Below are 22,249 nucleotides of genomic sequence, written 5' to 3'. Positions count from 1 at the left end.
CGAGCTCAGCTCCAGGATCGCGATGCTCTCGCCGACCAGTAGGTCTTCGGGTCTTCCGTCAGCTCGCTCAGCTCTCCCAGCACGTCCTCGGGCAGCTGCACCGCGGCGGCCGCCGCGTTGCTCTCCACCTGCTCGGGGGTGACCCCGCCGGAGAGCACGGACCAGGCCCACGGCTGGGCCAGTGCGGCGCCGAGCGCGAGCTGGTCGAGGGGGACGCCGAGCTGCTCGGCGATCTTCGCGACGCGGGGCGGGGTGTCCGACGCGCCCGGGGTGAGCCGCCCGTTCGCGACCCCCTCCTTGACGATCACCCGGGCGCCGCGGGCTGCTGCCTCGGCCAGTGCGGGGCCGACGGACTGCTCCAGCAGGTTCCAGGTGGACTGGATCGAGGTGAACAGCGGGGCGCCGTCCACCTCCACGTCCAGGGCCTTCAGCACCGCCTCCGGCTGGCCAGGGCCCGAGGTCGACACGCCGATCCGCACCCCGCGGTCGCGCAGCGCGGCCAGCGCCCGGTGCAGCGCGGTGTCGTCCAGCACGCCGGTGTCGAGCGTGGCGGAGTGCACGTGGTAAACGTCCAGCCGTGGCCCGAGCAGCGCCGCGGTCTCGGCCAACTGTTCGGTGAAGGCGGCGAGCGAATGGTCCTTCACCTCGTGGACGGGCGCATCGACCTGCCATCCGCCGACGTACCGGTAGCCCCACTTCGACCCGATCACCACGTCGTCGATCTCGGGGTGGGCGGCCAGCCAGCCGGCGAGGAACTCCTCCGCGCGGCCGTAGGAGCGCGCAGCGTCCAGGTAGCGCATGCCTGCGGCGTACGCGGCGTCGAGTACCGCTGTGGTGCGGGCCCGTAGCTCGTCGACACTCCGGTGTCCGCCCAGGTCGGAGCCGCGCCCGGAGGTGATGTACGCGGGGCGGGCCACAGCGGCCAAACCGATGCCCACGCCGATCGGAGCTGTAGTGCCTGCACCCACAGCGGCGTAGCTTACGCCGCAGGTAGTTCGACTTTCACTGATGATCTGTCGAAGAGGGACCGCTGTGAAAAAGCTGATCAACGATCCGGCCGACGTCGTCTCGGAAGCGCTCCTCGGGATGTCCGCTGTGCATCCCGAGCTGCGGATCGACCACGAGAACAAGATCATCTACCGGGCCGACGCACCGGTCCAGGGGAAGGTCGCGCTGGTGTCCGGCGGCGGTTCGGGTCACGAACCCCTGCACGGCGGGTTCGTCGGCCCCGGCATGCTCGACGCCGCCTGCGCGGGTGAGATCTTCACCTCGCCCGTGCCCGAACAGGTGATGGCGGCCACCCGCGGCGTGGACGGTGGCGCCGGCGTGTTGCACATCGTGAAGAACTACACCGGCGACGTGATGAACTTCGACATGGCGGCCGAACTCGCCGCCGCCGAGTCCGGCGTCGAGGTGGTGGCCGTCGTCACCGACGACGACGTCGCGGTGCAGGACAGCCTCTACACGGCCGGTCGGCGGGGCGTCGGGGTCACCGTGCTGGTCGAGAAGATCGCCGGAGCGGCCGCGGCCGAGGGACGGGACCTGGCCGCGGTGGCCGACGTCGCCCGCCGGGTCGACGCAGCCGGCCGCAGCATGGGCATGGCGCTCACGTCGTGCACCGTGCCCGCTGCCGGGCGCCCCACCTTCGACCTGCCCGACGACGAGATCGAGATCGGTATCGGGATCCACGGCGAGCCCGGACGCCGCCGGGTGCCCACCGCGCCCGCCCGCGAGGTGGCCGAGATGCTCGTCGAGCCGATCCTGTCCGACCTGGACTTCACCGGTGGTGACGGCGTGCTCGCGTTCGTCAACGGGATGGGCGGCACCCCCCTCATCGAGCTCTACCTCATGTACAACGAAGTGGCGACGATCCTCGCGAAGTCCGGGGTGACCGTCGTCCGGTCGCTGGTGGGGCCCTACATCACGAGCCTGGAGATGGCGGGCTGCTCGGTGACCTTGCTGAAGCTGGACGAGGACATGCTGCGGCTCTGGGACGCGCCCGTGCGCACCCCGGGGCTGCGCTGGGGCGTGTAGGCGAGCGAGGGGACAGGGACGTCTGATGGGCTGGAGAGCGTGATGGCCGACTCGACCGCGACGATCGACACCGCCGGGATCGATCGCTGGATCCGGGCGTTCGCCACCGCGGTGGCCGAGAACGAGGGGATGCTCACCCGGCTCGACTCCGCGATCGGCGACGCCGACCACGGGTCCAACCTCGCCCGCGGGCTGAAGGCCGTCCTCGCGAAGCTCGACGGGAGCCCGCCGGACGGCCCCGCCGCGCTGCTGAAGCAGACCGGCATGACGCTCGTGAGCTCGGTCGGCGGTGCCAGCGGGGCGCTCTACGGCACGTTCTTCCTGCGGATGGCCACCGCTGCCGGGGCCACCGACCCGCTCGACCAGGCCGGGTTCGCGGCCGCTCTCCGCGCCGGTGTGAACGGGATCGTCGCGCGGGGCAAGGCTGAGGCGGGCGACAAGACGATGTACGACGCCCTCGCGCCCGCTGTCGACGCGCTCGACGCCGCACTGGGCCAGGAGAACTTCGCGGGCGCGCTGCGGGCCGCGGCCGACGCGGCGGCCGCCGGGCGCGACGCCACCACCCCGTTGCAGGCCCGCAAGGGCCGGGCCAGCTACCTCGGGGAGCGCAGCATCGGGCACCAGGATCCCGGCGCCACCTCGGCGGCGCTGCTGATCGCCGCGGCGGCGGACACGCTGGGATGAGCAGGTCCGGTCCGCGGCATCGGGAGGGCCGGTGACGCCTCCGGTCGGGCTCGTGGTCGTCTCGCACAGCAGGGCGCTGGCCGACGCGGCCGTCGAGCTGGCCAGGGAGATGGCCCCGGGCGGCCTGCCGATCGAGGTGGCCGCCGGGGTGGACGACGGCGCGCTCGGCACCGACGCGGTGGCCATCGCCACGGCCATCGGGACGGCCGACACCGGGTCCGGCGTGGTCGTGCTGATGGACCTCGGCAGCGCCGTGCTCTCCGCCGAGCTGGCGCTGGAACTGCTCGACGACCCGGACGCCCGCGACCGCGTGCTGCTGTGCCCCGCTCCGCTGGTGGAGGGCCTCGTCGTGGCCGCGGTGGCCGCGGCGGGTGGCGCCGACCGGGCGGAGGTGGCGGCGGAGGCGACCGGCGCGCTCAGCGGGAAGCTCGCGCAGCTGGCCCCGCCCGAGCCGGCCCCGCCGACCGCGACACCGGAGGCTCCCGAGCCGCCGGCCGGGTCGGAGATCGTCGAGAGCTTCACGGTGTCCAACCCGCACGGCCTGCACGCCCGCCCCGCCGCCCGGCTGGTCGCGCTCGTCCGCGAGCTGGACGGCGCCCGGGTGCGGCTGCGCAACACCACCACCGACTCACCGTGGGCGCCCGCAGGAAGCCTCGCCCGGGTGGCCACGCTGGCGGCGCTGCGTGGGCACCGCATCGAGGTCGCCGCCTCCGGTGCGGAGGCCCGGGCCGCGGTGGACGCGGTGGTCGCGCTCGCCGCCCGCGGCTTCGACGAGTCGACCGCCCCCGCCGCGGCGCCAACTCCCCCCGCGAGTCGCCCGGTTCCGGCGCCCGAGTCGCTCACCGGCGCACCCCCCACTCCCGCGAGTCGCCCGATTTTGGCGCGCGAGTCGCCCGGATCGGGCGCGCCGCTCCCGGCGTCCCCCGGGATCGCGGTCGGGCCCGCACGGTCCGACGCGGCCGCGCCCGTGGTCGTGTCCGACGAACCCGCGGGCGCGCCGGCCGACGAGCGGGCACGCCTCGCCACCGCCATCGCCACGGTCACGTCCGACATCCGGGCCGGCCGCGCGGCCGCCGCCGCGGAGCTGGGCCCCGCCGAGGCGGCGATCTTCGACGCGCACCTGCTGCTCCTCGACGACCCCGAGCTGGTGGAGGACGCCGGGACGGGCATCGGGAACGGGGTGTCGGCGGAGCGGGCCTGGTCCGACGCCGCGGAACGCGCAGCGTCCGCCTTCGACGCGCTGCCCGACCCGTACCTCGCGGCCCGCGCCGCCGACGTCCGTGCGGTCGCGGACCAGGTGCTCCGCGCTCTCGTCGGGGACCTGGCCGACACCACGGACGATCACGCGGACGGCCCGCCTGCCGTACTCGTCGCTGCCGACCTCACCCCGGCCCGGGCCGCGGCGCTGGACCCGGCGCGCGTGGCGGGTGTGGTGCTCGCAGGCGGGAGCCCCACCGCCCACAGCGCGATCCTGCTCCGGGCGCGCGGAGTGCCCGCGGTGCTCGGGGCCGGAGCGCAGGTGTTGCAGGTGCCCGACGGCACGCTGATCGCGCTGGACGGGACCACGGGGGAGCTCCTCGTCGACCCCGCCCCCGACGCCGTTGCGGTGTTCCGTGACCGCGCCGCCGCGGAGGCCGTCCGGGACCGGGAGGCGCGCGAACGGTCCGCCGCACCGGCCGTGACGCGGGACCGCGTCACCGTGCTCGTCGGGGCGAACGTCGGTTCCCCCGCCGAGGCGACGGCGGCCGCGGCAGCCGGTGCCGACCTGGTCGGGCTGGTGCGCACCGAGTTCCTGTTCCTCGGGCGGGCGGCCGCTCCGGACGTCGACGAGCAGGAGGCGGCCTACCGCGCCGTCGCCGTCGCACTCGGCGGCAAGCGGATCACCCTGCGCACCCTCGACGTCGGTGGCGACAAGCCGCTGCCCTACCTGCCGCTGCCCGCCGAGGCCAACCCGTTCCTCGGCCTGCGCGGGATCCGGCTGGCCACGGCGTTCCCCGAGCTGTTCGCCGACCAGCTGCTGGCCGCGGTGCGGGTGGCCCACGACGCGCCGGTGAGCCTGATGTTCCCGATGGTCACCACGCTCGACGAGCTGGTCGTCGCCCGCCGCGCGCTGGACGCCGCGTTCGCCCGCGAGGGCCGCGGCACACCCCCCGGCCTGGAGGTGGGGATCATGGTCGAGGTCCCGGCGGCGGCGCTGAAGGCGGCGGCGTTCGCGCCCCACGTCGACTTCTTCAGCATCGGCACCAACGACCTCACCCAGTACGCGCTGGCCGCCGAGCGGGGCAACCCGGCTGTCGCCGCACTGGCCGACCCCCTCGACCCCGGCGTGCTCCGGCTCGTCGACGCCGTGTGCCGGGCGGCGGGGGAACGGGTGCTGGTGGCCGTCTGCGGCGAGGCGGCGGCGGATCCGCTCGCCGCCGAGCTGCTGGTCGGGCTCGGGGTGCGGGAGCTGAGCGTGGCGCCGCCTGCGGTGGCCGGGGTGAAGCAGACCGTGCGCGACGTGGACGTGGCTCAGTCGGCCACCCGCGCCGCGGCCGCCCTGACCGCGAGCGGCCCGGCCGACGTGCGCGGCACAAGCGCGGGCTGAGTCGCATGATCGTCGCGAGATCCGGCTCGTCGCCCTCCGACGGGCCGAAACCCGGATCTCGCGGCGATCACGAGACCCGCGGCTCGACCCGCTGCCCGTAGTCCGGCAGCGCGATGTTGCCGGCCTTAGCGAACTGCGCGGCGATCAAGGGACGCAACGGCCAGCGCGTCATCCAGTTCATCGATGCCGTCCGCATGCGGATCTCGAACCGGCCCCGCGGCGCGTACCCGCTCACGCCGCCGGGCGGCAGCTTCTGGCCTTCCGTGACGTAGGGCCGCATCACCTGCTCGTAGCGCGCGAACGCGGCCCGGTGGTCGCCGTCGGCGGCGGCGAGCTCACCGGCGAGCACGTAGGCGCCGACGAGGGCGAGGCTCGTGCCCAGGCCGGTCAGCGGGCTCGGGCAGTAGCCCGCGTCGCCGAGCAGCCCGACCCGGCCTGCCGACCAGCGGTCGAGGTGCACCTGGCCCATGGAGTCGAACGCGAAGTCGGGCGCCTCCCGCATGGCCTTGAGGAGTCGCGGGGCCTCCCACCCGACGCCGGCGAGGCGCCGGGCCACGATGTCGCGCTGCTGGGCGATGTTCCAGCGGTCGTACGCGATCGGCTCCGAGCGGAAGCTGAGACCGGCCTTGATCTCGTGGGGGAGCCGGCCCGGCCGGGCCGAGGCGACGAGCCCGCCGGGGGCGTTGTGCATGAGGTACCAGCCGTCGAGATCGATGTCGGCCGGTGCGGTGAACCAGGCGGTGTAGCAGCCGATCGGGCGGACCGAGTCCGCCTCCGGGCCGAACGCGAGGCCCCGGACCGCCGAGTGCAGCCCGTCGGCACCGATGACGAGGCCGAAGCGGCGGGGTGCTGCCTTCTCGAACGTGACGGTGACGCCGTCGTCGTCCTGGTCGATCCCGGTGATCGTGTCGTCGAACAGGTACTCGGTGCCCGGGAGGGTCGCGCGGTGGAGGACCTCGGCCAGGTCGCCGCGCAGGACCTCGATCTCGGAGACGATGCCTTCGCCGCCGAACGCGTCGGCCCCGAGCCGCGCCTTGATGTGGCCGGTGTCGTCGACGTAGGCGAGCCCGCGCTGGTCGAGGGCGACCGCCCGCACGTCGTCCATCAGGCCCATGCGCTCGACGACCGTGCGGCCGGCGCCGCGCAGGTCGACGGCCTGGCCGCCGGGCCGTAGTGCGGGCGCCCGCTCGATGACGGTGGGGGTGAAGCCGTTCTTGCGTAGCCAGTACGCCAGTGCGGGCCCGGCGATGCTCGCCCCGGAGATGAGGATGTTCGTGTTCTGCATGTGCACTAGCGTACGACGTACAAACACTTCGAATCAAGCCATCTAGCTGCATAAATACCGGGACGAGGTGCACTAGTGCAGGCATTCTGGGGTCGACCTGCCTCGACGGGTCGCCACGGAGTCGCTACTCTCGTCCGGATCTGAAGTGCACTAGTACGGAGGGGTCGTGGAGAGCAGTCCGCCGTATGCGCGGATCGTCGCCGAGCTGCGCCGGCGGATCGAGACGGGTGATCTCGCGCCCGGTGACCGGGTGCCCTCCACGCGGGAGATCACCCGGCACTGGGGCGTCGCCATGGCCACCGCCACCAAGGTGCTGGGAGTGCTGCGCCAGGAAGGGCTGGTGCGCGCTGTGCCCGGTTCGGGCACCGTGGTGGAGACCCGCCCGGGGACGACGCCGCCCCGGACGGTCGTGCCTCCGGCAGCATCGGAACCGGCGCTCGAGCCGGCGCGGCCCCGCGTCCGCCCCGCGCCCGACGCCGCCCTGACCCCCGAGCGGATCGTGGCCGTCGCCATCGCCATCGCCGACGCCGAAGGGCTCGACGGCCTGTCGATGCGACGGGTGGCCGCCGAGCTCGGAGCGGCCACCATGGCCCTCTACCGGCACGTCGTCGACAAGGACGACCTCGTGCTGCGGATGTTGGACGCCGCACTGGGCGAGTGGCGATCGCCGGCGGTCGCGCCGGACGGGTGGCGGCCCCGGCTCGAGATCGCGGGCCGCACGCTCTGGGCGTTGTTCCGCCGCCACCCCTGGCTCGCCCCGGTGATGTCGATGACGCGGCCGCAGGCCGTCGCGGGAGGGCTGGCCCTGTCCGAGTGGACGCTGGCCGCGCTCGACGGTTGCGGTGCCGACCACGCGACAGTGATGACCACCTACCTCACGCTCGTCAACTACGTGCGCGGTACGGCGGTGAACCTCGAACCCGAGGCCGAGGCCGAGGCGGCCACCGGGTTGAACCCGGACGAATGGATGGACACCCAGGAAGCAGCCATACGCTCGGTCCTCGGCGACGGCCGCTTCCCCACGTTCGAACGGGTGCTCTCCACCCCGTACGACTTCGACCTGGACGCGCTCTTCGAGTTCGGCCTGCAGCGACTGCTCGACGGCTTCGCGGTGGTGCTGCCCTCGTAGGCCTGCGGCGTGACCGCGGCGGAGCGGCTACCCGAACGGGCGGCCCGGGTGGCCCCCGTACGGGTACGGCATCTGCGGCGCGGCGTAGGGGGCCTGCGGGTGCAGGTACGGCACCTGTGGCCCGGCGGGTGGCACCGGTGGTCCGTAGATCCCCGACAGGTCCTGCGCGGGCCGCTGGACCGCGACCGTGACCGGGTTGATCACCGAGTTGGCGGCGCCACCCCCGTACACCTGCTCGTGGAAGCTCTGACCCGGTCCACCGCCGTACATCCGGAAGTACCAGCGCTCGTGCTTGATGGCGTCGTCGACGAGGCGCAGGTACTCCTTCTCCCCGTCGCCCCCCACCTGGGCGGCCTCCTTGTCGATCAGCTTCCGCACGGCCTCCATGGCCGGACCCACGGGGGCGAACGGTGCGGTGTAGCGGTCGGGGTGGCGGAGCCGCTGCCACTGCTGGACCAGCGGATTCGTCCGTTGCCGGTAGCGCTGCATCAGCACCGCGTGGAGCTCGGCGACCGCGCTCACCGCGGAGCGGGTGTAGTTCTCCATGGTGACCCGGTCGTTCCCCGAGCGGGCCACCACGCCTCCGAAGTGGAAGTTCCAGGGCGGGTCGTCGGGCGACCGCGCACCGCCGGGTGCCGCGAAGTCGGGCCCATCGCTGCCCAGCGAGGTGATCGCGAAGGACTGCCCGACGCCGGGGTTCGCGTACTGGTTGAGGCCCAGCTCCTGAGCACCCACCAGGGTTCCCCCGCGATGGGCCGCCCCGTAGGCCTCGACGGCCGCTCGCTCGTCGAACGTGCCGTCGCCGGAAGCAGGACGTCCGGGGCCTGCCGGCGTCATCCGGTGGCCGAGCTCGAGGGCGCGCTGCTCGGAGTATCGCCTGCCGTCGTCCCCGATGATCTCCCCGCGCCGCCTGCGCCGGGGAATGCCCATCAGCAGCCCGGCGACCTCGATGCACTCGTCTTCGGTGCGCTGCCCGAAGCGCCGGGCCGACGACGGCGCGGGAGCCGCCACCACGCGGTTCAGGGTTCTCCGGCGGCCGTTCGGATCGGCGACCTTGATGGTCTCGGACCGCTGCTTCAGCCGGTAGAAACTGCCGGTGGCCCGCAGTGCGGCCACCGACTCCTCGAACACGGACGAGCTGCTGTAGAACTCCTTCGGCTCGAGGTTCGGAGCATCGTGCACGGCGAGGTCGGCCTTCGCCGAGACCCGGACGGGAACCGGTTGCTCCGCCGAGGGGCTGAGCGACGGAGCGTCGTGGCTGAGCGCCCAGGGCAGCTGACCGGCGGGCGTCTCGGCCGGAGGTCGCGTCCGCAGCCACGTGTTGGGCGTCTGCGAGACGAAGTTCGGCCCTGGTCCGGTTCCGCTGGTCACCTGCTGCCCGCCGAAGCGTTGCACCGGAACGGCCCGCTGCATCAGCTGGGTGACCGCGGCGTTGCCGATGGCGCCCTGCAGCCGGAGCAACGGCGCACGGGCGTCGCGTTCCTCAGCGGCTTTCGCGGACGCGCGGTGTGCCGCTGAGTGATCCGGTCGTGGCCGGTCCCGCGTCCCGTCGGACAACCTCATCCCACGCCTTCCCGCCCCGCTGGTGGTCCGTGGCCCGGACTCGTTCCAGGCTAGGACGCTCGTCCCGCCGGTATCACGGTCGGGCGATCGGTGACGGGGGAAGGGCGGTTGCACGTTCGGACAGGCCCTTCGGGCGCCGGGCTAGACCTGCGGTGTGATCGCGCTGAGCGCCTTCGAGGAGCGGATCGCGGCGGTCAGGTCGACCAGTGCGGTGCCGTGCGCCGCGGCCAGGGCGGCGCTGTCCTCGGTGAGCGTGTTGCGGTCGACGTAACCGCCGTGGTCGAAGTAGAGCCCCGGGGACAGCACCTGCACCGCGAAGAAGCTCGCCAGGACGTTGCGCAGGTCGCCGAGCGCGAGGAAGTGGTGGCCGCTGGCCCCGGTCAGGACGATGGCCGCGGCCTTGCCCTGCAGCGGTGCGGTGCTCTCGCCCCACTTGCCGCGCTCGGTGCCCTCGAGCAGGCCCTTGAGCAGGGCGCTGTAGGTGGCGCGGTAGACGGGGCTACCGAGCACCACGGCGTCGGCGGCATTGATCGCGGCGACCACCTCGGGGAGGTCGGTGGAGCCGAGTTCCACCAGCGTGGTGGCGGCTCCCGCGGCGGCGGCACCGGCGAGGACCCCGGCGATCGCGGTGCTGGTGCGCCCGCCCGCCTCCGGCCCGCCCGCGATCCCCAGCACGGACAAGGACTCGGTCATCGGCTCTCCTCGGGATCGGCCGTCACGCCGTAGCGTCCGCGGTAGTACAGCAGGGGCAGGCGAGCAGGGTCGGCGCCGAGGTCACGCACGAGCCCGATGGCGATCGTGTGGTCGCCACCGTCGTACTCGTTCCACAGCGAGCAGTCGATCCAGGCGCTCACACCGTCGAGGATCGGTGCGCCGGACGGCGCCGGTCGCCACGGCACCCCGGCGAACTTGTCGACCCCGGAACGCGCGAACCCGCCGCTGAGCTCCTGGTGGTCGGCGGCGAGGACGTTGACACAGAACGCGCCGACGTCGCGGATCCGGGGCCACGTCGACGACGAACGGGCCGGCGCGAAGGTGACCAGCGGGGGATCGAGCGACAGGGAGGCGAAGGACTGGCAGGTGAAACCGATCGGGCCGTCCTGGCCCGTCGCGGTGACCACCACGATGCCGGAGACGAAATGACCCAGCACCTCCCGCATGACGGCCGGCGAGACCGGGCCGGGTGGTGCGCTCATAACTCCGAGCGTAGGACGGCGGAGGCGCCCGCGGTGGGCTCGGCGTGAGGCAGCCCACACCGGCGGTGGACCGTGACGTCGGCCGCCTCGTACGGTCGGGCCATGGCTACCGAGCTCGAGCGGTTCCGGATGACCGTCGGTGGGAAGGCCGTCGACGCGCTGTCCGGCCGGACCTTCGAGTCCCAGAACCCGTACACCGGGCAGCCGTGGGCCGTGGTGCCCGACGGCGGCCCCGAGGACGTCGATGCGGCGGTGGCTGCCGCGCGGGCGGCCTTCGAGGGGGAGTGGTCGGCGCTCACCGGGTTCGCGCGCGCCACCCTCCTCCGCCGCCTCGGTGACCTCATCGGCGAGAACGCCGAGCGGCTCGCCCGGCTCGAGGTCAACGACTCCGGGAAGCTCTACCGCGAGATGATCGGCCAGCTCTCCGGCATGGGCGCCTGGTACCACTACTACGCGGGGCTCGCCGACAAGATCGAGGGCAGGCAGATCCCGCCGGGCAACCCGAACTACCTCGTGTACACCCGGCGCGAACCCGTGGGCGTGGTCGCGGCGATCACCCCGTGGAACTCCCCGCTGCTGCTGCTGACCTGGAAGCTGGCCCCCGCACTGGCGGCGGGGTGCACGGTCGTCGTGAAGCCGTCCGAGCACGCGCCGGCGTCCACGCTCTCGTTCGTCGAGCTCGCCGAGCAGGCCGGGTTCCCGCCGGGCGTGGTCAACGTCGTCACCGGGCTCTCCCGGGAGGTGGGGGCAGCGCTCGCCGCGCATCCCGGCGTGGACAAGGTGGCGTTCACCGGGTCGACAGCCACCGGGCGGGCCGTCGCGAAGGCGGCGGCCGAGAACATCAACAAGGTCACCCTCGAGCTCGGTGGCAAGTCCCCGCAGATCGTCTTCCCGGACGCCGATCTGAAGGCTGCGGCCAACGGCCTGGTCGCCGGGGTGTTCGCCGCCACCGGGCAGACGTGCATGGCCGGGTCGCGGCTGATCGTGCACGCCGACGTCCACGACGAGCTGGTGGCACTCGTCGCCGAACGCGCCGCGCGGATCCGGCTGGGCGACCCGAACGACCCCGGCACCGAGATGGGCCCGGTGGCGAACCGGCCGCAGTACGAGAAGGTCCTGGCCTACCTGGACACGGCCCGCGCCGAGGGCGCCACGATCGCCTACGGCGGCGGCGCCGCCGACGAGGGGCTGGGCGGGCTGTTCGTCCGGCCGACGGTGCTCACCGGCGTGACCGCCACCTCCACCGTGGTGCGGGAGGAGGTGTTCGGCCCCGTGCTCGCCGCGCTCACCTTCACCGAGGAGGACGAGGCGCTGAAGCTCGCCAACGACACCCCCTACGGCCTCGCCGGTGCCGTCTGGACGAAGGACGTGCACCGCGCCCACCGGGTGGCCGCGCGGCTGCGGGCAGGCACCGTCTGGATCAACGCCTACCGCGTGGTGGCACCGGGCGTGCCGTTCGGCGGCTACGGCGCGAGCGGGCTCGGCCGCGAGAACGGAGCGGCCGGGCTCGACGAGTACCTCGAGAACAAGTCGGTGTGGGTCGAGCTCACCGGCGGCACCCGCGACCCGTTCACGCTGGGCTGACGGCCCGCCGCGGGAGGAACCGGACCTCCTGGTCGGCCGCGGTCATGACCGAGTAGGTGGAGCCCTCCTGGCCCGCGGCGCCGCCGTGGCGCCCGTCGGGGGTGAGGGCGAGCGTGCGCAGCTCGGCCCGGAAGGTGTCGGGCAGCGTCGCCGCGTCGGCCAGCATCGCGGCGCACGCCGACTCCGGGTCGTCCCCGGCGGCGAGCCGGTCGACCACGACACGGGCGCCGGTGGCGCGGATGCTCAGCTCTCCGCGCCCGGTGCAGGCCGCACCGCCGTAGCGCAGGTCGCAGTAGTTGCCCGCCCCGGCGATCGCGGAGTCCCCGACCCGGCCGGGGTACTTCCACGGGTAGCCGCTGGTGGACACGCCGACCACCAGCTCGCCGCTCTCGTCGAGGGCCAGGACGTTGATCGTGCCCCACGGTCCCTCGTGCGGGGCCAGCCGCTTCACCAGCTCCAGCGCCGCGAGCCGGTAGGCGATGTCACCCGAGCCCGCCCGGGTGTTCTCGCCCTCCACCGACTCGTCGGTGACCGACAGGGCGTCGTGCCAGGCCTTGCGGGCCTCCTCGGTGAGGAGCTCGGCCGTGGTGAAGCCGCACTCGGCGGCGAACAGCTCGGCCCCCTCGCCCACCAGCAACGCGTGCTGGGGGAGGCGTTCCATGACGGCCCGAGCCACCGAGATCGGGTGCGGGTAGCCGCGCACCGCGGCCACCGCACCGAAGGCCCGGGTGGAGCCGACCATCACCGACGCGTCCAGCTCCACCTCGCCGCGCGCGTTGGGCAGCCCTCCGGTGCCGACGTAATGGTCGGCCAGGTTGTCCTCGCACAGCAGCAGGGCCGCCTCCACCGCGTCGAGCGCGCTCCCACCGGCCCGAAGCACGGCCATTCCGGCGGGCAGGCCCGCCTCGCTGCGCTCACTGCCGATGATCACCGGGTCGGTCACGAGTGATGTCCTTTCGCGGGGGTCGGTCGTTCGGTGGCGTGCCGGTAGGCGTCGCCCGCTCCAGGTTGTCAGGCAACGTGAGCACCGGAGCCGGCGGCCGGTCTCCTCGCATCATTCCCCGCTGCACATGTCGAACGTCTGGTCGGGGAGCGTTCTGGCCGGAGAAAGGAACGGTCGGCCCGAACGGCAGAGTTCCATTGCCGGAGGGTCCGGCGTTCACGCGTATTTCACGGTGGATCGCGGAGAAGAATCGCACAGCGCTGGTGCGGAATTCTCGTACGCGTTCATCGGAACGTAGTCGGTGTGGGTCACGGAAACAGCGTGACCGGCACGTCAGGCATGCCTGTGAGCTGGTCGACCGTAGGTAACGGAGACACTCGCCGGCGCCGGCAACTGAGCAACAGAAATGTGACACCAGGACCTGCGAGGGCTGCCGTCCTCTCTGCATCGAACTGCGCCGATGCGCTGTATACAGTTGGAGAGAATGTACGGCGCCGGGTCGGACCAGACAAGCAGGAGCTCGCATGAAGTTCACCGTTCTCGGTTCCGGCGCGATCGGCGGGACGGTCGGCGCCCATTTGTCCCGCGCCGGTCACGACGTCCTCTTCTGTGACGCGGACCCGGTGCACGTCGCCGCGATCGAGGCTGACGGACTGCGGATCACCGGGCCGGTGGACGAGTTCACGGTGCGGTCACCCGCGGTGCTTCCGGGCGATCTCCCTGAGCTGATCGACGGCGTGGTGCTCGTGGCCGTGAAGGGGCACCACACCGCGGCGGCCGCCGAGGTGCTGCGCGGCAGGCTGGCCCCCGGCGCGGTCGTCGTGTCGATGCAGAACGGTCTGACCGCGGACCTGTTGTCCGACGTGGTCGGCCGCGACCGGCCGCTCGCCTGCTTCGTCAACGTCGGAGCCGACGTGATGGGGCCCGGCGTCGTGATGCAGGGCAACGTCGCGACGGTCCGGATCGGCGAGCTGGACGGCCGGCTGACCGACCGGCTGCGCGAGATCGCCGACGTCCTGCCCTACGCCGAGGCGACCGGCAACATCCGCGGCTACCTCTGGGCCAAGGAGGCCTACGGCGCCATGCTGTTCGCCGGCGCCGTGTCGGATCTGTCGATCGCCGACTCCCTGGAGGACCCGCAGTTCCGGCCGTTGATGCTGGCGATCGCTCGCGAGGTGCTCGCCCAGTCGCCGGCCACGCCGATGCCCTTCGACGGGTTCGATCCGGCGGACCTGCCGGGGTCGGTGCGCCGGCTCGTCGCCTTCAACCGCGGCAGCGCGAAGAGCCACAGCGGCATCTACCAGGACCTCGCCGTGCGCAACCGCAGAACCGAGGTCGACGCCCAGCTCGGGCCCCTCACCGGACCGCTCACCGGCTACGTCGCCGAGCTGATCCGCGCGATCGAACGCGGCGAGCGCGTGTGCGAGGTGGCCAACCTCGAACTGCTCGCCGCCTACGAGCGGCTGGAACGGCTCGGCCGTCCGCTGCACGCCGTGGTGGCCGCGCTTCCGGCGCCGCGGCGGGCGAAGGCCGGGCCGCTGCACGGCACGCCAGTGGCGGTGAAGGACATCGTCGAGGTCGCGGGGAGCCCGCGCGGCAACGGCAACCCGCACGACATGGCGGGGGCGCCTGCCGCGTCGGACGCGCCGGTGGTGGCCGCGCTGCGGGCGGCGGGCGCCGATGTCTTCGCACTGGCCTCGTTGCTCGAGTACGCGGCGGGCGCCCCCCACCCGGACCTGCCGGAGGCGATGAACCCGGTGCGTCCGGAGCGGACCGCGGGCGGGTCCAGCGGTGGGTCGGCCGCACTGGTCGCCGCGGGCGTGTGCCCGGCCGCGCTGGGCACCGACACCGGCGGCTCGGTCCGCATCCCGGCGGCCTACTGCGGGGTCGTCGGCCTGAAGCCGACCGCCGGCCTGGTCAGCACCGAGGGGGTCACCCCGCTCTCGCCCACGCTGGACCACGTCGGGGTGCTGGCGGCGTCCGTGGCGGACGCCGCCGCGGTGATGGCGGCGCTCACGGGAATCGGAGCGGCACCGGAGGAGACCCCGGCGCGGCCCGCCCGGCTCGGGGTGGTGGCCGACCAGCTGTCCGACCCACGGCTCGATCCCGAGCTCGCGGCGATCACCCGGATGGCCCTGGATCGGCTCCTCGTCGCCGGCATGGTGCTGGCCGACCGCGACGGCACGGTGCTCAGAGAACTGGAATCGTGCCTGGCGGACATCCTGCTGGTCGAGGCCTGGCAGGTGCACGCACCGGCGATCACCGGGCCCACCGCCGACCCCGACCGCTTCGGAGCCACGACCCTGCGCCTGCTCCGCAGCGCCGCGAAGGTCGAGCCCCGGCGCCGAGACGCCGCACTGGCCCGCCGGGCCGAGTTGCGTCAAGCGGCCGACCGGCTCCTCGACGGGGTGGACGTACTGGTCGGCCCGGCCACCCCGTACGCGGCGCCCGAGCGGACCCCGCCGATCGACACCCCGGAGGGGGAGATCGAGCGGATCTTCAGCGCTCCGTACAACGTCTCCGGGCAGCCGGCGATCGTCGTGCCGTGCGGGCTCACCGCCGACGGGCTGCCGGTCGGTCTGCAGCTGGCGGCGCGCTACGGCGATGACGCCGGGCTGTTGCGGGTGGCGGCCGCAGTCGAGGTAGCGCTCGCCTAACCCCCCTTGATCGCTGCGAGCCGTACGTCAAAGCCCCGGGGAGGGCGGCCGGTACGGCTCGCGGCGAGCATCACCGCTGGTCAGCTGGCGTAGGCGCGCAGGCGGTCAGCCCGCTCCCCGATGCGCAGCTTGGCCATGACCTCGCGCTCGATCTGGCGGACGCGCTCGCGGGAGAGCCCGAAGCGGCGGCCGATCTGGTCGAGCGTGCACGGCTGTCCGTCGTCGAGGCCGTACCGCATCCGGATGACCTGCTGCTCGCGGTCGTCCAGCGTGGCCAGCACCCGGCGCAGGTCGTCGTGCAGCAGGTGGGAGATCACCGTGGTCTCGGCGTCGGTGGCCTCGCCGTCCTCGATGAAGTCGCCGAGCGGCGCCTCCTCCTCGGACCCCACCGGCATGTCCAGGCTCACCGGGTCGCGTGCGTGGTCGAGCAGGTCGGCGATCTTCTCCTCGGCGATACCGGACTCGGTGGCCAGCTCCTCGTGAGTGGCGTCGCGTCCGAGCTTCTGGTGCAGATCGCGCTTGATGCGGGCCAGCTTGTTGACCTGCTCCACGAGATGCACGGGCAGCCGGATCGTGCGGGCCTGGTCGGCCATGCCGCGCGTGATCGCCTGCCGGATCCACCAGGTGGCGTAGGTGGAGAACTTGAAGCCCTTGGCGTAGTCGAACTTCTCGACCGCGCGGATCAGACCCAGGTTGCCCTCCTGGATCAGGTCCAGCAGCGGCATCCCACGGCCCGTGTAGCGCTTGGCGAGCGACACCACGAGCCGGAGGTTGGCCTCCAGCAGGTGGTTGCGGGCCCGCATGCCGTCGCGGACGACTGCCCGCAGATCGGCCGCGTACCGGTGCTCCAGCTCGGTGCCCTCTTCGGCGGCCGCATCGAGTACGTGCTGGGCGAAGACGCCAGCCTCGATCCGCTTCGCCAGTTCGACCTCCTGCGCTGCGGAGAGCAGCGCGGTCTTACCGATGCCGTTGAGGTACACGCGCACCAGGTCCGCCGCAGGGCTCTGCGCGTCGAGGTCCTCGGCGGACAGCTCCGGACGCTCGGAGGTGGCCTCCGAGTGGTCAAAGTCGGTACGCTGTGTTGGGATGCCAGGACCGGCCGCGTTCGTCGGCCCGTTCATGGTGGGCGCTGTCATCTTTCCTCCCCTGCCGCAACCCGGCGGGGCGGTGTCGGAGCGCCGCCGCCGGGGTTCTCATGGGGTTGAACGCCTGCATGCGGCAGAACGTTCCCGCTGAAATGTGGTCGGCGCTTCATTCTCAGCGGGCCCTCAGACCGGGCATCAGGGCGCGGGCACCTCCGGCGTACCGCCTGGATCAGCAACAACGTCACCCGCGTGCGTTTCGCGACGGTCCGCGCCCCCTCCCTCCGGACCCGCCACCGAGAGCGCGCGGACGGCCTCCATCAACGGCGGCCAGTCGGTCCGCAGCGCCTCCCGGCCCATGAACAGACCCAGATGTCCACCGTTCGCGGTGCGCCGGTGGATCCGGTCCCGTGGGGTGCCGACGGCCTCGGCCGCGGCGAACAGCTGCGGGGGCGGGGTGATGTGGTCGGTCGATCCGGCGAGGAGGAACAGGGGGCACGTGATGTTCGCCAGGTGGGCCCGGCGACCGTCGACGACGAGCTCTCCCGAGATCAGCTCGTTGCGCCAGAACAGGTGCTCCACGAGCCAGAGGTAGAACGCGCCGGGGATGTCCTGGGTGTGCTTGAACCAGTCCTCGAAGACGCGGTAGCGCTCCACGTGGGCCCGGTCGTCGATGTTCTCGAGCAGCTGCATCTGGCGGGCGATCTCCGACTGCGGCTGGATCGCGATGAAGTTGGTGAGGACCGCTCGGCCCGGCATGTTGCCGCCACCCATAGCGACGAGCGCGCGGTAGGGGGCGAGACCGAATGCGCTGGTCAGCGTACGTGTGGAGGACGCGATCACCGACTCTCCGGCGTGGAAGTCGATCGGTGCTCCCGCCAGCGTCAGGGTGTGGACGCGCTCGGGGTGCAGTGCGGCGTAGATCGCCGCGAGCCAGCCGCCCTGGCAGTCCCCGACGAGGTTGGCCCGCCCGCCCATCTGCTCGATCGACCGGTCGATGACGTCGAGGTAGTCGGTGATGGTGACGCCTGCGGTCCGGGGGGTCGCGGCGCGCCAGTCGAGCACGAAGAGCCGGGCGAGGCCCGCCGCCCTGATCACGGCCAGCTGGCTCTGCGTCGGCGAGAAGTCGACCACGCTCGAGGAGTGCCCGGCCTGTGGCGGCAGCACCAGCGTCGGCACGACGTCCGCCGCCCGGTCGACCGGCGCGGTGAAGTCGCGCAGGTGTGCGAACGGTGTGCTGAGCACGATCTCGTTGGGTAGGTGCCAGCTCGGCTCACTGCGTCGGCGCATCTCCCGCCACCACCGCAGCCCGCGGTCCGCCATGCCGAGCGGGGTGGTGGTGCGGGTGATCGCGTCCGCCCACACGGCACCGCTAGCCCGGGTCAGTTCGGCCAGGCTGTTGGCGGCCGCCGCCGTGCTGTAGCCGGCGAGATGGGCCAGTGCGGCCGCCATGTCGGGCATCCGTGGCGGGGCGGCGTTCGCGCCTCGCGTGGTCGACATCACAGGGTTCGAGGGCACGGATTGCGACGCCGCAGTCAAGTCGGACTCCCATCGGCAGTGACGGTTCCCGACTGTCGGTTGATCGGACAATCGGTTACCCGACGGTAGCTCCTGCTTGTCATCCCCGGCAACACGCACGTCCGGTCTGGTAAACCAAGCGGCAGATGGGCGATTCTCGCCCGGCGTAGCGGCACGCGCGATGATGGACGCCATGAGTGCAGCGCGGCCCACGTCCCATGAGTCCACGGGTGACGGCCCGACGGGCGACGGCCCTCCCGCCACGGCGTGGACGGCCCAGATGAACATGCTGGGCGACTTCATCCGGGCCCAACGTCAGCTCGCCAACCTGTCGCTGCGCGAGATGGCGTCGATGACGAGCGTGTCCAACGCGTACCTGAGCCAGGTGGAGCGCGGGCTGCACCAGCCGTCGCTGAAGGTGCTGCGCTCGATCGCCGACGCGCTGCAGCTGTCCACCGAGCAGTTGCTCTCCCAGGCCGGCTGGGCCACCGCGACGGGTTCCACCGCCGGGGCCACCTCGGGGGGCTCCCCCGCGGCGGAGACGACCAGCACCGAGGACGCGATCCGCAAGGACCCCCGGCTGTCCCCGGAGCAGCGGACCGCGCTGCTGGGGGTGTACCGCAGCTTCGTCGGGGGCGCCACGGAGTGAGAGGGCGGGATCACACCCGGTCTGCTTGACATACTTAACGCTGTTGCGCAGTCTAGGTAGCACAGGCACGCAACAACCAGTAGGAGAGAGGCCGAACATGAGCGCCCCGACCGACCAGTTCCTCGAGATCGCTTCGCGCACGCAGGACGCCCTCACCAGCGCCGTCCGCACGTGGGCCGACACCGTCACCACCTTCACCGGCAGCGTCACCGGCTCGCGCCCCGCGCTGCCCGACGCCCAGGTCGCCGTCGACCGGTACTTCGACTTCGCCGAGCAGGTGCTCGAGAACCAGCGCCGCCTCGCCAAGACCGTCCTGACCGCAGGCGCCCAGGCCGCCGAGACCGTCACGGAGCAGGCCGCCCGCACCGCCGAGTCCGTCGCCGCGCGCACCGTGAACGTCACCGAGACCGCGGTGAACAAGGCCGCCGACGTCACCAAGGCCGCAGGCGAGCAGACCGCAGCCAACGCCCGCGCCGCGAAGGCCACCGGCAAGTGATGTGAGCCCGTTCCGGGCTCACCGCAGTAGCGACGACAGAACAGCTCGGAGCAGCCACGACCCCACCGGGTCGCAGCAGCCCGGCGACGAAGGAGCCCCGCCCGGTACCGCCGGCCGGGGCTTCTGCCGTTCCCGGACCGGCAGCGTCACCTGACCTGGGCCCGCTCAGACCTCCACGAGCACGGTGAACGGGCCGTCGTTCACCGACTCCACGGCCATCTCGGCCCCGAACACGCCGGTGGCAACCTCGGCGCCGCGCTCCCGCAGCGCGTCCACCACGGCCTCGACCAGCGGCTCGGCCTGCGCCGGCGGAGCCGCCGCCGACCAGGAGGGCCGCCTGCCCTTGCGCGTGTCGCCGTACAAGGTGAACTGGCTGATCACCAGCAACGGCGCCCCCAGCTCGGCGCAGGACCGCTCGCCCGCGAGGATGCGCAGCTCGTGGAGCTTGCGGGCCATCACGGGCACGGCGTCCGGGCCGTCGTCACGGCCCACCCCGAGCAGCACCAGCAGCCCCGGCCCGTCGATCCGGCCGACGACCTCGCCGTCCACCCGCACCGCGGCCCGGCTCACCCGCGACACCACCGCTCTCACCGGCCCGGCTCCGGCGCGGGCAGCAGCACGCCGTGGCGGACGAACTCGCGCACCGCGGGCAGTGCGGCCGCGACAAGCTCGTCGGTGGGCCGGTCGTGGGCGAACGACAGCAGCTCCACCAGCTCGCCGAGCGGCAATGCGCCCTGGCATCCGGCCAACAGGGCGGCGGCCGGTCCGTCCACCTCGTGGCGCCAGCGCGGACCGTCCAGCCTCGCCACCGCGGACCCGACCTCGGTCCAGCCGTCCGAGCCGGGTTCGGCGTAGGTCTCCAGCACCACCGACGGCGCCACCGCGAGGCGCGCGCCCAACAGCGCGCGGTCACCGGCGTGGGCGTGCAGCCAGTCCACCCGGTCCAGCCAGCCCTCGACCTCAGGGCCCAGCGGATCCTCGACGTCGCCGGGCAGGTCCTCGAACACCACGGTCGACTCGCCGCTCCGGCGTGCCCCGTCCGGTCGGCCCCCACCCGGTCGGCGCAGGGTCACGAATCCGAAGCCGACGGCCTCCACCCGCGCGCGCTCCATCCAGTCGAGCCACGCCGAGGCCTGCTCGCGGGCCGCGGGCGAGGTGAGGTCGAGCCCGGCGTCGCGCTGCCAGGTGCCGACGTGCAGCGCGGGATCGGCCACCTCCCGTTGCACGACCCAGGCGTCGACACCGGCGGGCAGCCACGACCGCACCCGGTCGGGCCAGTCCTCGCCGCGCACGTGCAGCCAGGAGCCGAGCAGCTGCGCCACCCCGCCCGGTTCGAGGTGCTCGGGCAGCGCCCGCAGGAGCGCGGCGAGCGCGGCGTCCCCGTCCTGGCCGGAGTCGCGGTAGACGTAGTCCACCCGCGCGGGGCCCGGCACGAACGGCGGGTTCGACACGATCTGGTCGAACCGGCGCCCCGCCACGGGCTCCAGCCACGGCCCCTCCAGCAGTTCCACGTCGAGACCGTTCAGTGCGAACGTGGCGCGGGCCATCGCGAGGGCGCGCGGCGCGAGGTCCGTGCCGGTGACGGCGCGCGCATGCCGGGTGGCGTGCAGGGCCTGCACGCCGCAGCCGGTGCCCAGATCCAGCAGGGACCCGACTGCGCGGCGGGGCGTCGCGGCCGCCAGGGTCAGCGACGCCGCACCGACCCCCGTGACGTGGTCGCGCTCCTGGCGCCGCTGGTCGAGGTCGGAGAGCACCCACCAGTCGGCGCCCCCGTCCGCGGCGCCGTCGGAGTGCGTCCCGCCGGAGATGTCGGAGTCGGAGGTGTCGCCGTAGGGGCGCAGGTCGAGGGCGGCCGCCCAGCCCCCGGGCACCGCCCGGAGCAGACCGGCCGCGGCCGCGTCGGCGGGGGCGAGCGGGGCGAGAGCGGCGACCACCGCCGCGTCCGGCGCGACGGCGCCGAGCAGCAGCAGCCGCACCAGCACGCCGAGCTCCCCGCCGTCGCGGGTCGAGCGGAACGCGGGCTCCACCTCGCCGCGCCCGAGCGCGGCGTGTGCCGACTGCCCGAGCAGGGCCCGGACGCCGTCGGTGGTGTAGCCGGCCCGGAGCAGGGCGGTGCGCAGCGCGTCGGCGGTGGCGGGGGAGAGGTGGGGCAGCACGGCGTCGATCCTCCCAAGAGGCCCGTCGGCCGCTGCCGCGGCGCTACCCTTTCCGGTGTGCCCCTCTGTCTGAGCCAGGACGCCGACGCCGACGCGCTGCTCGACCGCGACCCGTTCGCGCTGCTGGTCGGGATGCTGCTCGACCAGCAGTTCCCGATGGAGCGGGCGTTCGCCGGGCCCGCGGTGCTCGCGCAGCGCCTCGGCCGCGCCGAGCTCGACCCCCGCGAGCTCGCGTCCTACGACCCCGACGCGTTGGTCCAGATCTTCCGCGGGCCGCCCGCGATCCACCGCTACCCGGGTTCGATGGCCGCGCGCGTACAGGCGCTGGCCGCCGCCGTCGTGGGGCAGTACGACGGCGACACCGGGCTCATCTGGCGCGATGTCGAGGACGGCCGTGAGCTGTTCCGCAGGCTCGCCGCCCTGCCCGGCTTCGGCACGCAGAAGGCGCAGATCTTCACCGCGCTGCTCGGCAAGCAGCGCGGGGTGACACCGCAGGGCTGGCGCGAGGCCGCAGGCGGTTACGGCGAGCACGGCTCCTTCCGCTCGGTCGCCGACGTCGTCGACGCCGGCTCGCTCGTGCGCGTCCGGGAGTACAAGCAGGCGAAGAAGGCCGAAGCCAGAGCGGGCAAGCCTGCCGCCGGATCACCGAAGGGCTGAGCCCGGCCACGTTCCACGGCGCCCACGGC

At 73.3% G+C, this 22,249-nt stretch carries 19 protein-coding genes; 9 read left to right on the top strand and 10 right to left on the bottom strand.

Annotated features, from left to right (window positions below):
* Positions 1 to 5 precede the first annotated feature (5 nt).
* Positions 6 to 938: an aldo/keto reductase gene (locus tag AC5L35_RS34445; RefSeq protein ID WP_495063934.1), complete on the bottom strand. Its 933-nt coding sequence runs from the start codon at positions 936 to 938 to the stop codon at positions 6 to 8.
* A 94-nt stretch (positions 939 to 1,032) separates the two neighbouring features.
* Between AC5L35_RS34445 and dhaK the strand changes: the two genes are divergently transcribed.
* Genes dhaK through ptsP form a run of 3 tightly spaced genes read left to right on the top strand, consistent with a single transcriptional unit; the run spans position 1,033 to position 5,305 of the window.
* The gene (dhaK, locus tag AC5L35_RS34440; RefSeq protein WP_495063933.1) at positions 1,033 to 2,034 is read left to right on the top strand and encodes a dihydroxyacetone kinase subunit DhaK; all 1,002 of its coding nucleotides are present in this window, start codon (positions 1,033 to 1,035) and stop codon (positions 2,032 to 2,034) included.
* Positions 2,035 to 2,076: 42 nt separating this feature from the next.
* Positions 2,077 to 2,718: a dihydroxyacetone kinase subunit DhaL gene (gene dhaL, locus AC5L35_RS34435; protein WP_495063932.1), complete on the top strand. Its 642-nt coding sequence runs from the start codon at positions 2,077 to 2,079 to the stop codon at positions 2,716 to 2,718.
* A 31-nt stretch (positions 2,719 to 2,749) separates the two neighbouring features.
* Positions 2,750 to 5,305 (top strand): phosphoenolpyruvate--protein phosphotransferase, encoded by a 2,556-nt coding sequence (ptsP, locus tag AC5L35_RS34430; RefSeq protein ID WP_495063931.1) that lies wholly within the window; start codon positions 2,750 to 2,752, stop codon positions 5,303 to 5,305.
* 67 nt (positions 5,306 to 5,372) lie between these two features.
* On the opposite strand, the gene AC5L35_RS34425 is transcribed toward ptsP, so the two are convergent.
* The gene (locus AC5L35_RS34425) at positions 5,373 to 6,590 is read right to left on the bottom strand and encodes an FAD-dependent monooxygenase (RefSeq protein WP_495063930.1); all 1,218 of its coding nucleotides are present in this window, start codon (positions 6,588 to 6,590) and stop codon (positions 5,373 to 5,375) included.
* Positions 6,591 to 6,756: 166 nt separating this feature from the next.
* On the opposite strand from AC5L35_RS34425, the gene AC5L35_RS34420 reads away from it, so the two are divergent.
* Positions 6,757 to 7,719 (top strand): TetR/AcrR family transcriptional regulator, encoded by a 963-nt coding sequence (locus AC5L35_RS34420; RefSeq protein ID WP_495063929.1) that lies wholly within the window; start codon positions 6,757 to 6,759, stop codon positions 7,717 to 7,719.
* A gap of 27 nt (positions 7,720 to 7,746) precedes the next feature.
* Here the strand turns inward: AC5L35_RS34420 and AC5L35_RS34415 are convergent, their stop codons facing one another.
* The 3 genes from AC5L35_RS34415 to AC5L35_RS34405 all read right to left on the bottom strand — a co-directional run bounded on the left by AC5L35_RS34415 (position 7,747) and on the right by AC5L35_RS34405 (position 10,478).
* The gene (locus tag AC5L35_RS34415) at positions 7,747 to 9,180 is read right to left on the bottom strand and encodes a hypothetical protein (RefSeq protein ID WP_495063928.1); all 1,434 of its coding nucleotides are present in this window, start codon (positions 9,178 to 9,180) and stop codon (positions 7,747 to 7,749) included.
* Between the two features lie 243 nt (positions 9,181 to 9,423).
* Positions 9,424 to 9,975: an NAD(P)H-dependent oxidoreductase gene (locus tag AC5L35_RS34410; protein ID WP_495063927.1), complete on the bottom strand. Its 552-nt coding sequence runs from the start codon at positions 9,973 to 9,975 to the stop codon at positions 9,424 to 9,426.
* Positions 9,972 to 10,478, bottom strand: coding sequence for a flavin reductase family protein (locus tag AC5L35_RS34405; RefSeq protein WP_495063926.1), 507 nt, complete (start codon positions 10,476 to 10,478; stop codon positions 9,972 to 9,974). The genes AC5L35_RS34410 and AC5L35_RS34405 overlap by 4 nt, the downstream gene beginning before the upstream one ends.
* 102 nt (positions 10,479 to 10,580) lie before the next feature.
* Between AC5L35_RS34405 and AC5L35_RS34400 the strand changes: the two genes are divergently transcribed.
* Entirely contained in the window at positions 10,581 to 12,062 is a 1,482-nt protein-coding gene (locus tag AC5L35_RS34400) for an aldehyde dehydrogenase (protein ID WP_495063925.1), read from the top strand.
* On the opposite strand, the gene AC5L35_RS34395 is transcribed toward AC5L35_RS34400, so the two are convergent.
* The gene (locus AC5L35_RS34395) at positions 12,049 to 13,005 is read right to left on the bottom strand and encodes an isoaspartyl peptidase/L-asparaginase (protein ID WP_495063924.1); all 957 of its coding nucleotides are present in this window, start codon (positions 13,003 to 13,005) and stop codon (positions 12,049 to 12,051) included. The genes AC5L35_RS34400 and AC5L35_RS34395 overlap by 14 nt on opposite strands.
* 524 nt (positions 13,006 to 13,529) lie before the next feature.
* Here AC5L35_RS34395 and AC5L35_RS34390 point away from each other — a divergent pair.
* Entirely contained in the window at positions 13,530 to 15,662 is a 2,133-nt protein-coding gene (locus tag AC5L35_RS34390; protein ID WP_495063923.1) for an amidase family protein, read from the top strand.
* Positions 15,663 to 15,742: 80 nt separating this feature from the next.
* On the opposite strand, the gene AC5L35_RS34385 is transcribed toward AC5L35_RS34390, so the two are convergent.
* Together AC5L35_RS34385 and AC5L35_RS34380 are read right to left on the bottom strand one after the other, a co-directional pair.
* The gene (locus AC5L35_RS34385) at positions 15,743 to 16,798 is read right to left on the bottom strand and encodes a sigma-70 family RNA polymerase sigma factor (RefSeq protein WP_495063922.1); all 1,056 of its coding nucleotides are present in this window, start codon (positions 16,796 to 16,798) and stop codon (positions 15,743 to 15,745) included.
* Between the two features lie 144 nt (positions 16,799 to 16,942).
* On the bottom strand, positions 16,943 to 18,244 hold the full coding sequence (locus AC5L35_RS34380; RefSeq protein ID WP_495063921.1) for an alpha/beta fold hydrolase: 1,302 nt from the start codon (positions 18,242 to 18,244) through the stop codon (positions 16,943 to 16,945).
* A gap of 211 nt (positions 18,245 to 18,455) precedes the next feature.
* On the opposite strand from AC5L35_RS34380, the gene AC5L35_RS34375 reads away from it, so the two are divergent.
* Both AC5L35_RS34375 and AC5L35_RS34370 read left to right on the top strand, forming a co-directional pair.
* Positions 18,456 to 18,911 carry a helix-turn-helix domain-containing protein gene (locus tag AC5L35_RS34375; protein ID WP_495063920.1) on the top strand — a complete coding sequence of 152 codons (456 nt, stop codon included), beginning with the start codon at positions 18,456 to 18,458 and terminating at the stop codon, positions 18,909 to 18,911.
* A 97-nt stretch (positions 18,912 to 19,008) separates the two neighbouring features.
* A complete protein-coding gene (locus AC5L35_RS34370; protein ID WP_495063919.1) occupies positions 19,009 to 19,407 on the top strand; it encodes a hypothetical protein in 399 nt (132 codons plus the stop codon).
* A gap of 165 nt (positions 19,408 to 19,572) precedes the next feature.
* On the opposite strand, the gene dtd is transcribed toward AC5L35_RS34370, so the two are convergent.
* On the bottom strand, positions 19,573 to 19,998 hold the full coding sequence (gene dtd, locus AC5L35_RS34365; protein WP_495063918.1) for a D-aminoacyl-tRNA deacylase: 426 nt from the start codon (positions 19,996 to 19,998) through the stop codon (positions 19,573 to 19,575).
* A complete protein-coding gene (locus AC5L35_RS34360) occupies positions 19,995 to 21,563 on the bottom strand; it encodes a DUF7782 domain-containing protein (protein ID WP_495063917.1) in 1,569 nt (522 codons plus the stop codon). Before AC5L35_RS34360 ends, dtd begins: the two co-directional genes overlap by 4 nt.
* A gap of 57 nt (positions 21,564 to 21,620) precedes the next feature.
* Between AC5L35_RS34360 and AC5L35_RS34355 the strand changes: the two genes are divergently transcribed.
* Entirely contained in the window at positions 21,621 to 22,220 is a 600-nt protein-coding gene (locus AC5L35_RS34355) for an HhH-GPD-type base excision DNA repair protein (RefSeq protein ID WP_495063916.1), read from the top strand.
* Positions 22,221 to 22,249: the final 29 nt, after the last annotated feature.

This window comes from Pseudonocardia sp. OZ21, from assembly GCF_059359135.1.
This window is presented reverse-complemented; position numbering and strand designations above follow the sequence as displayed.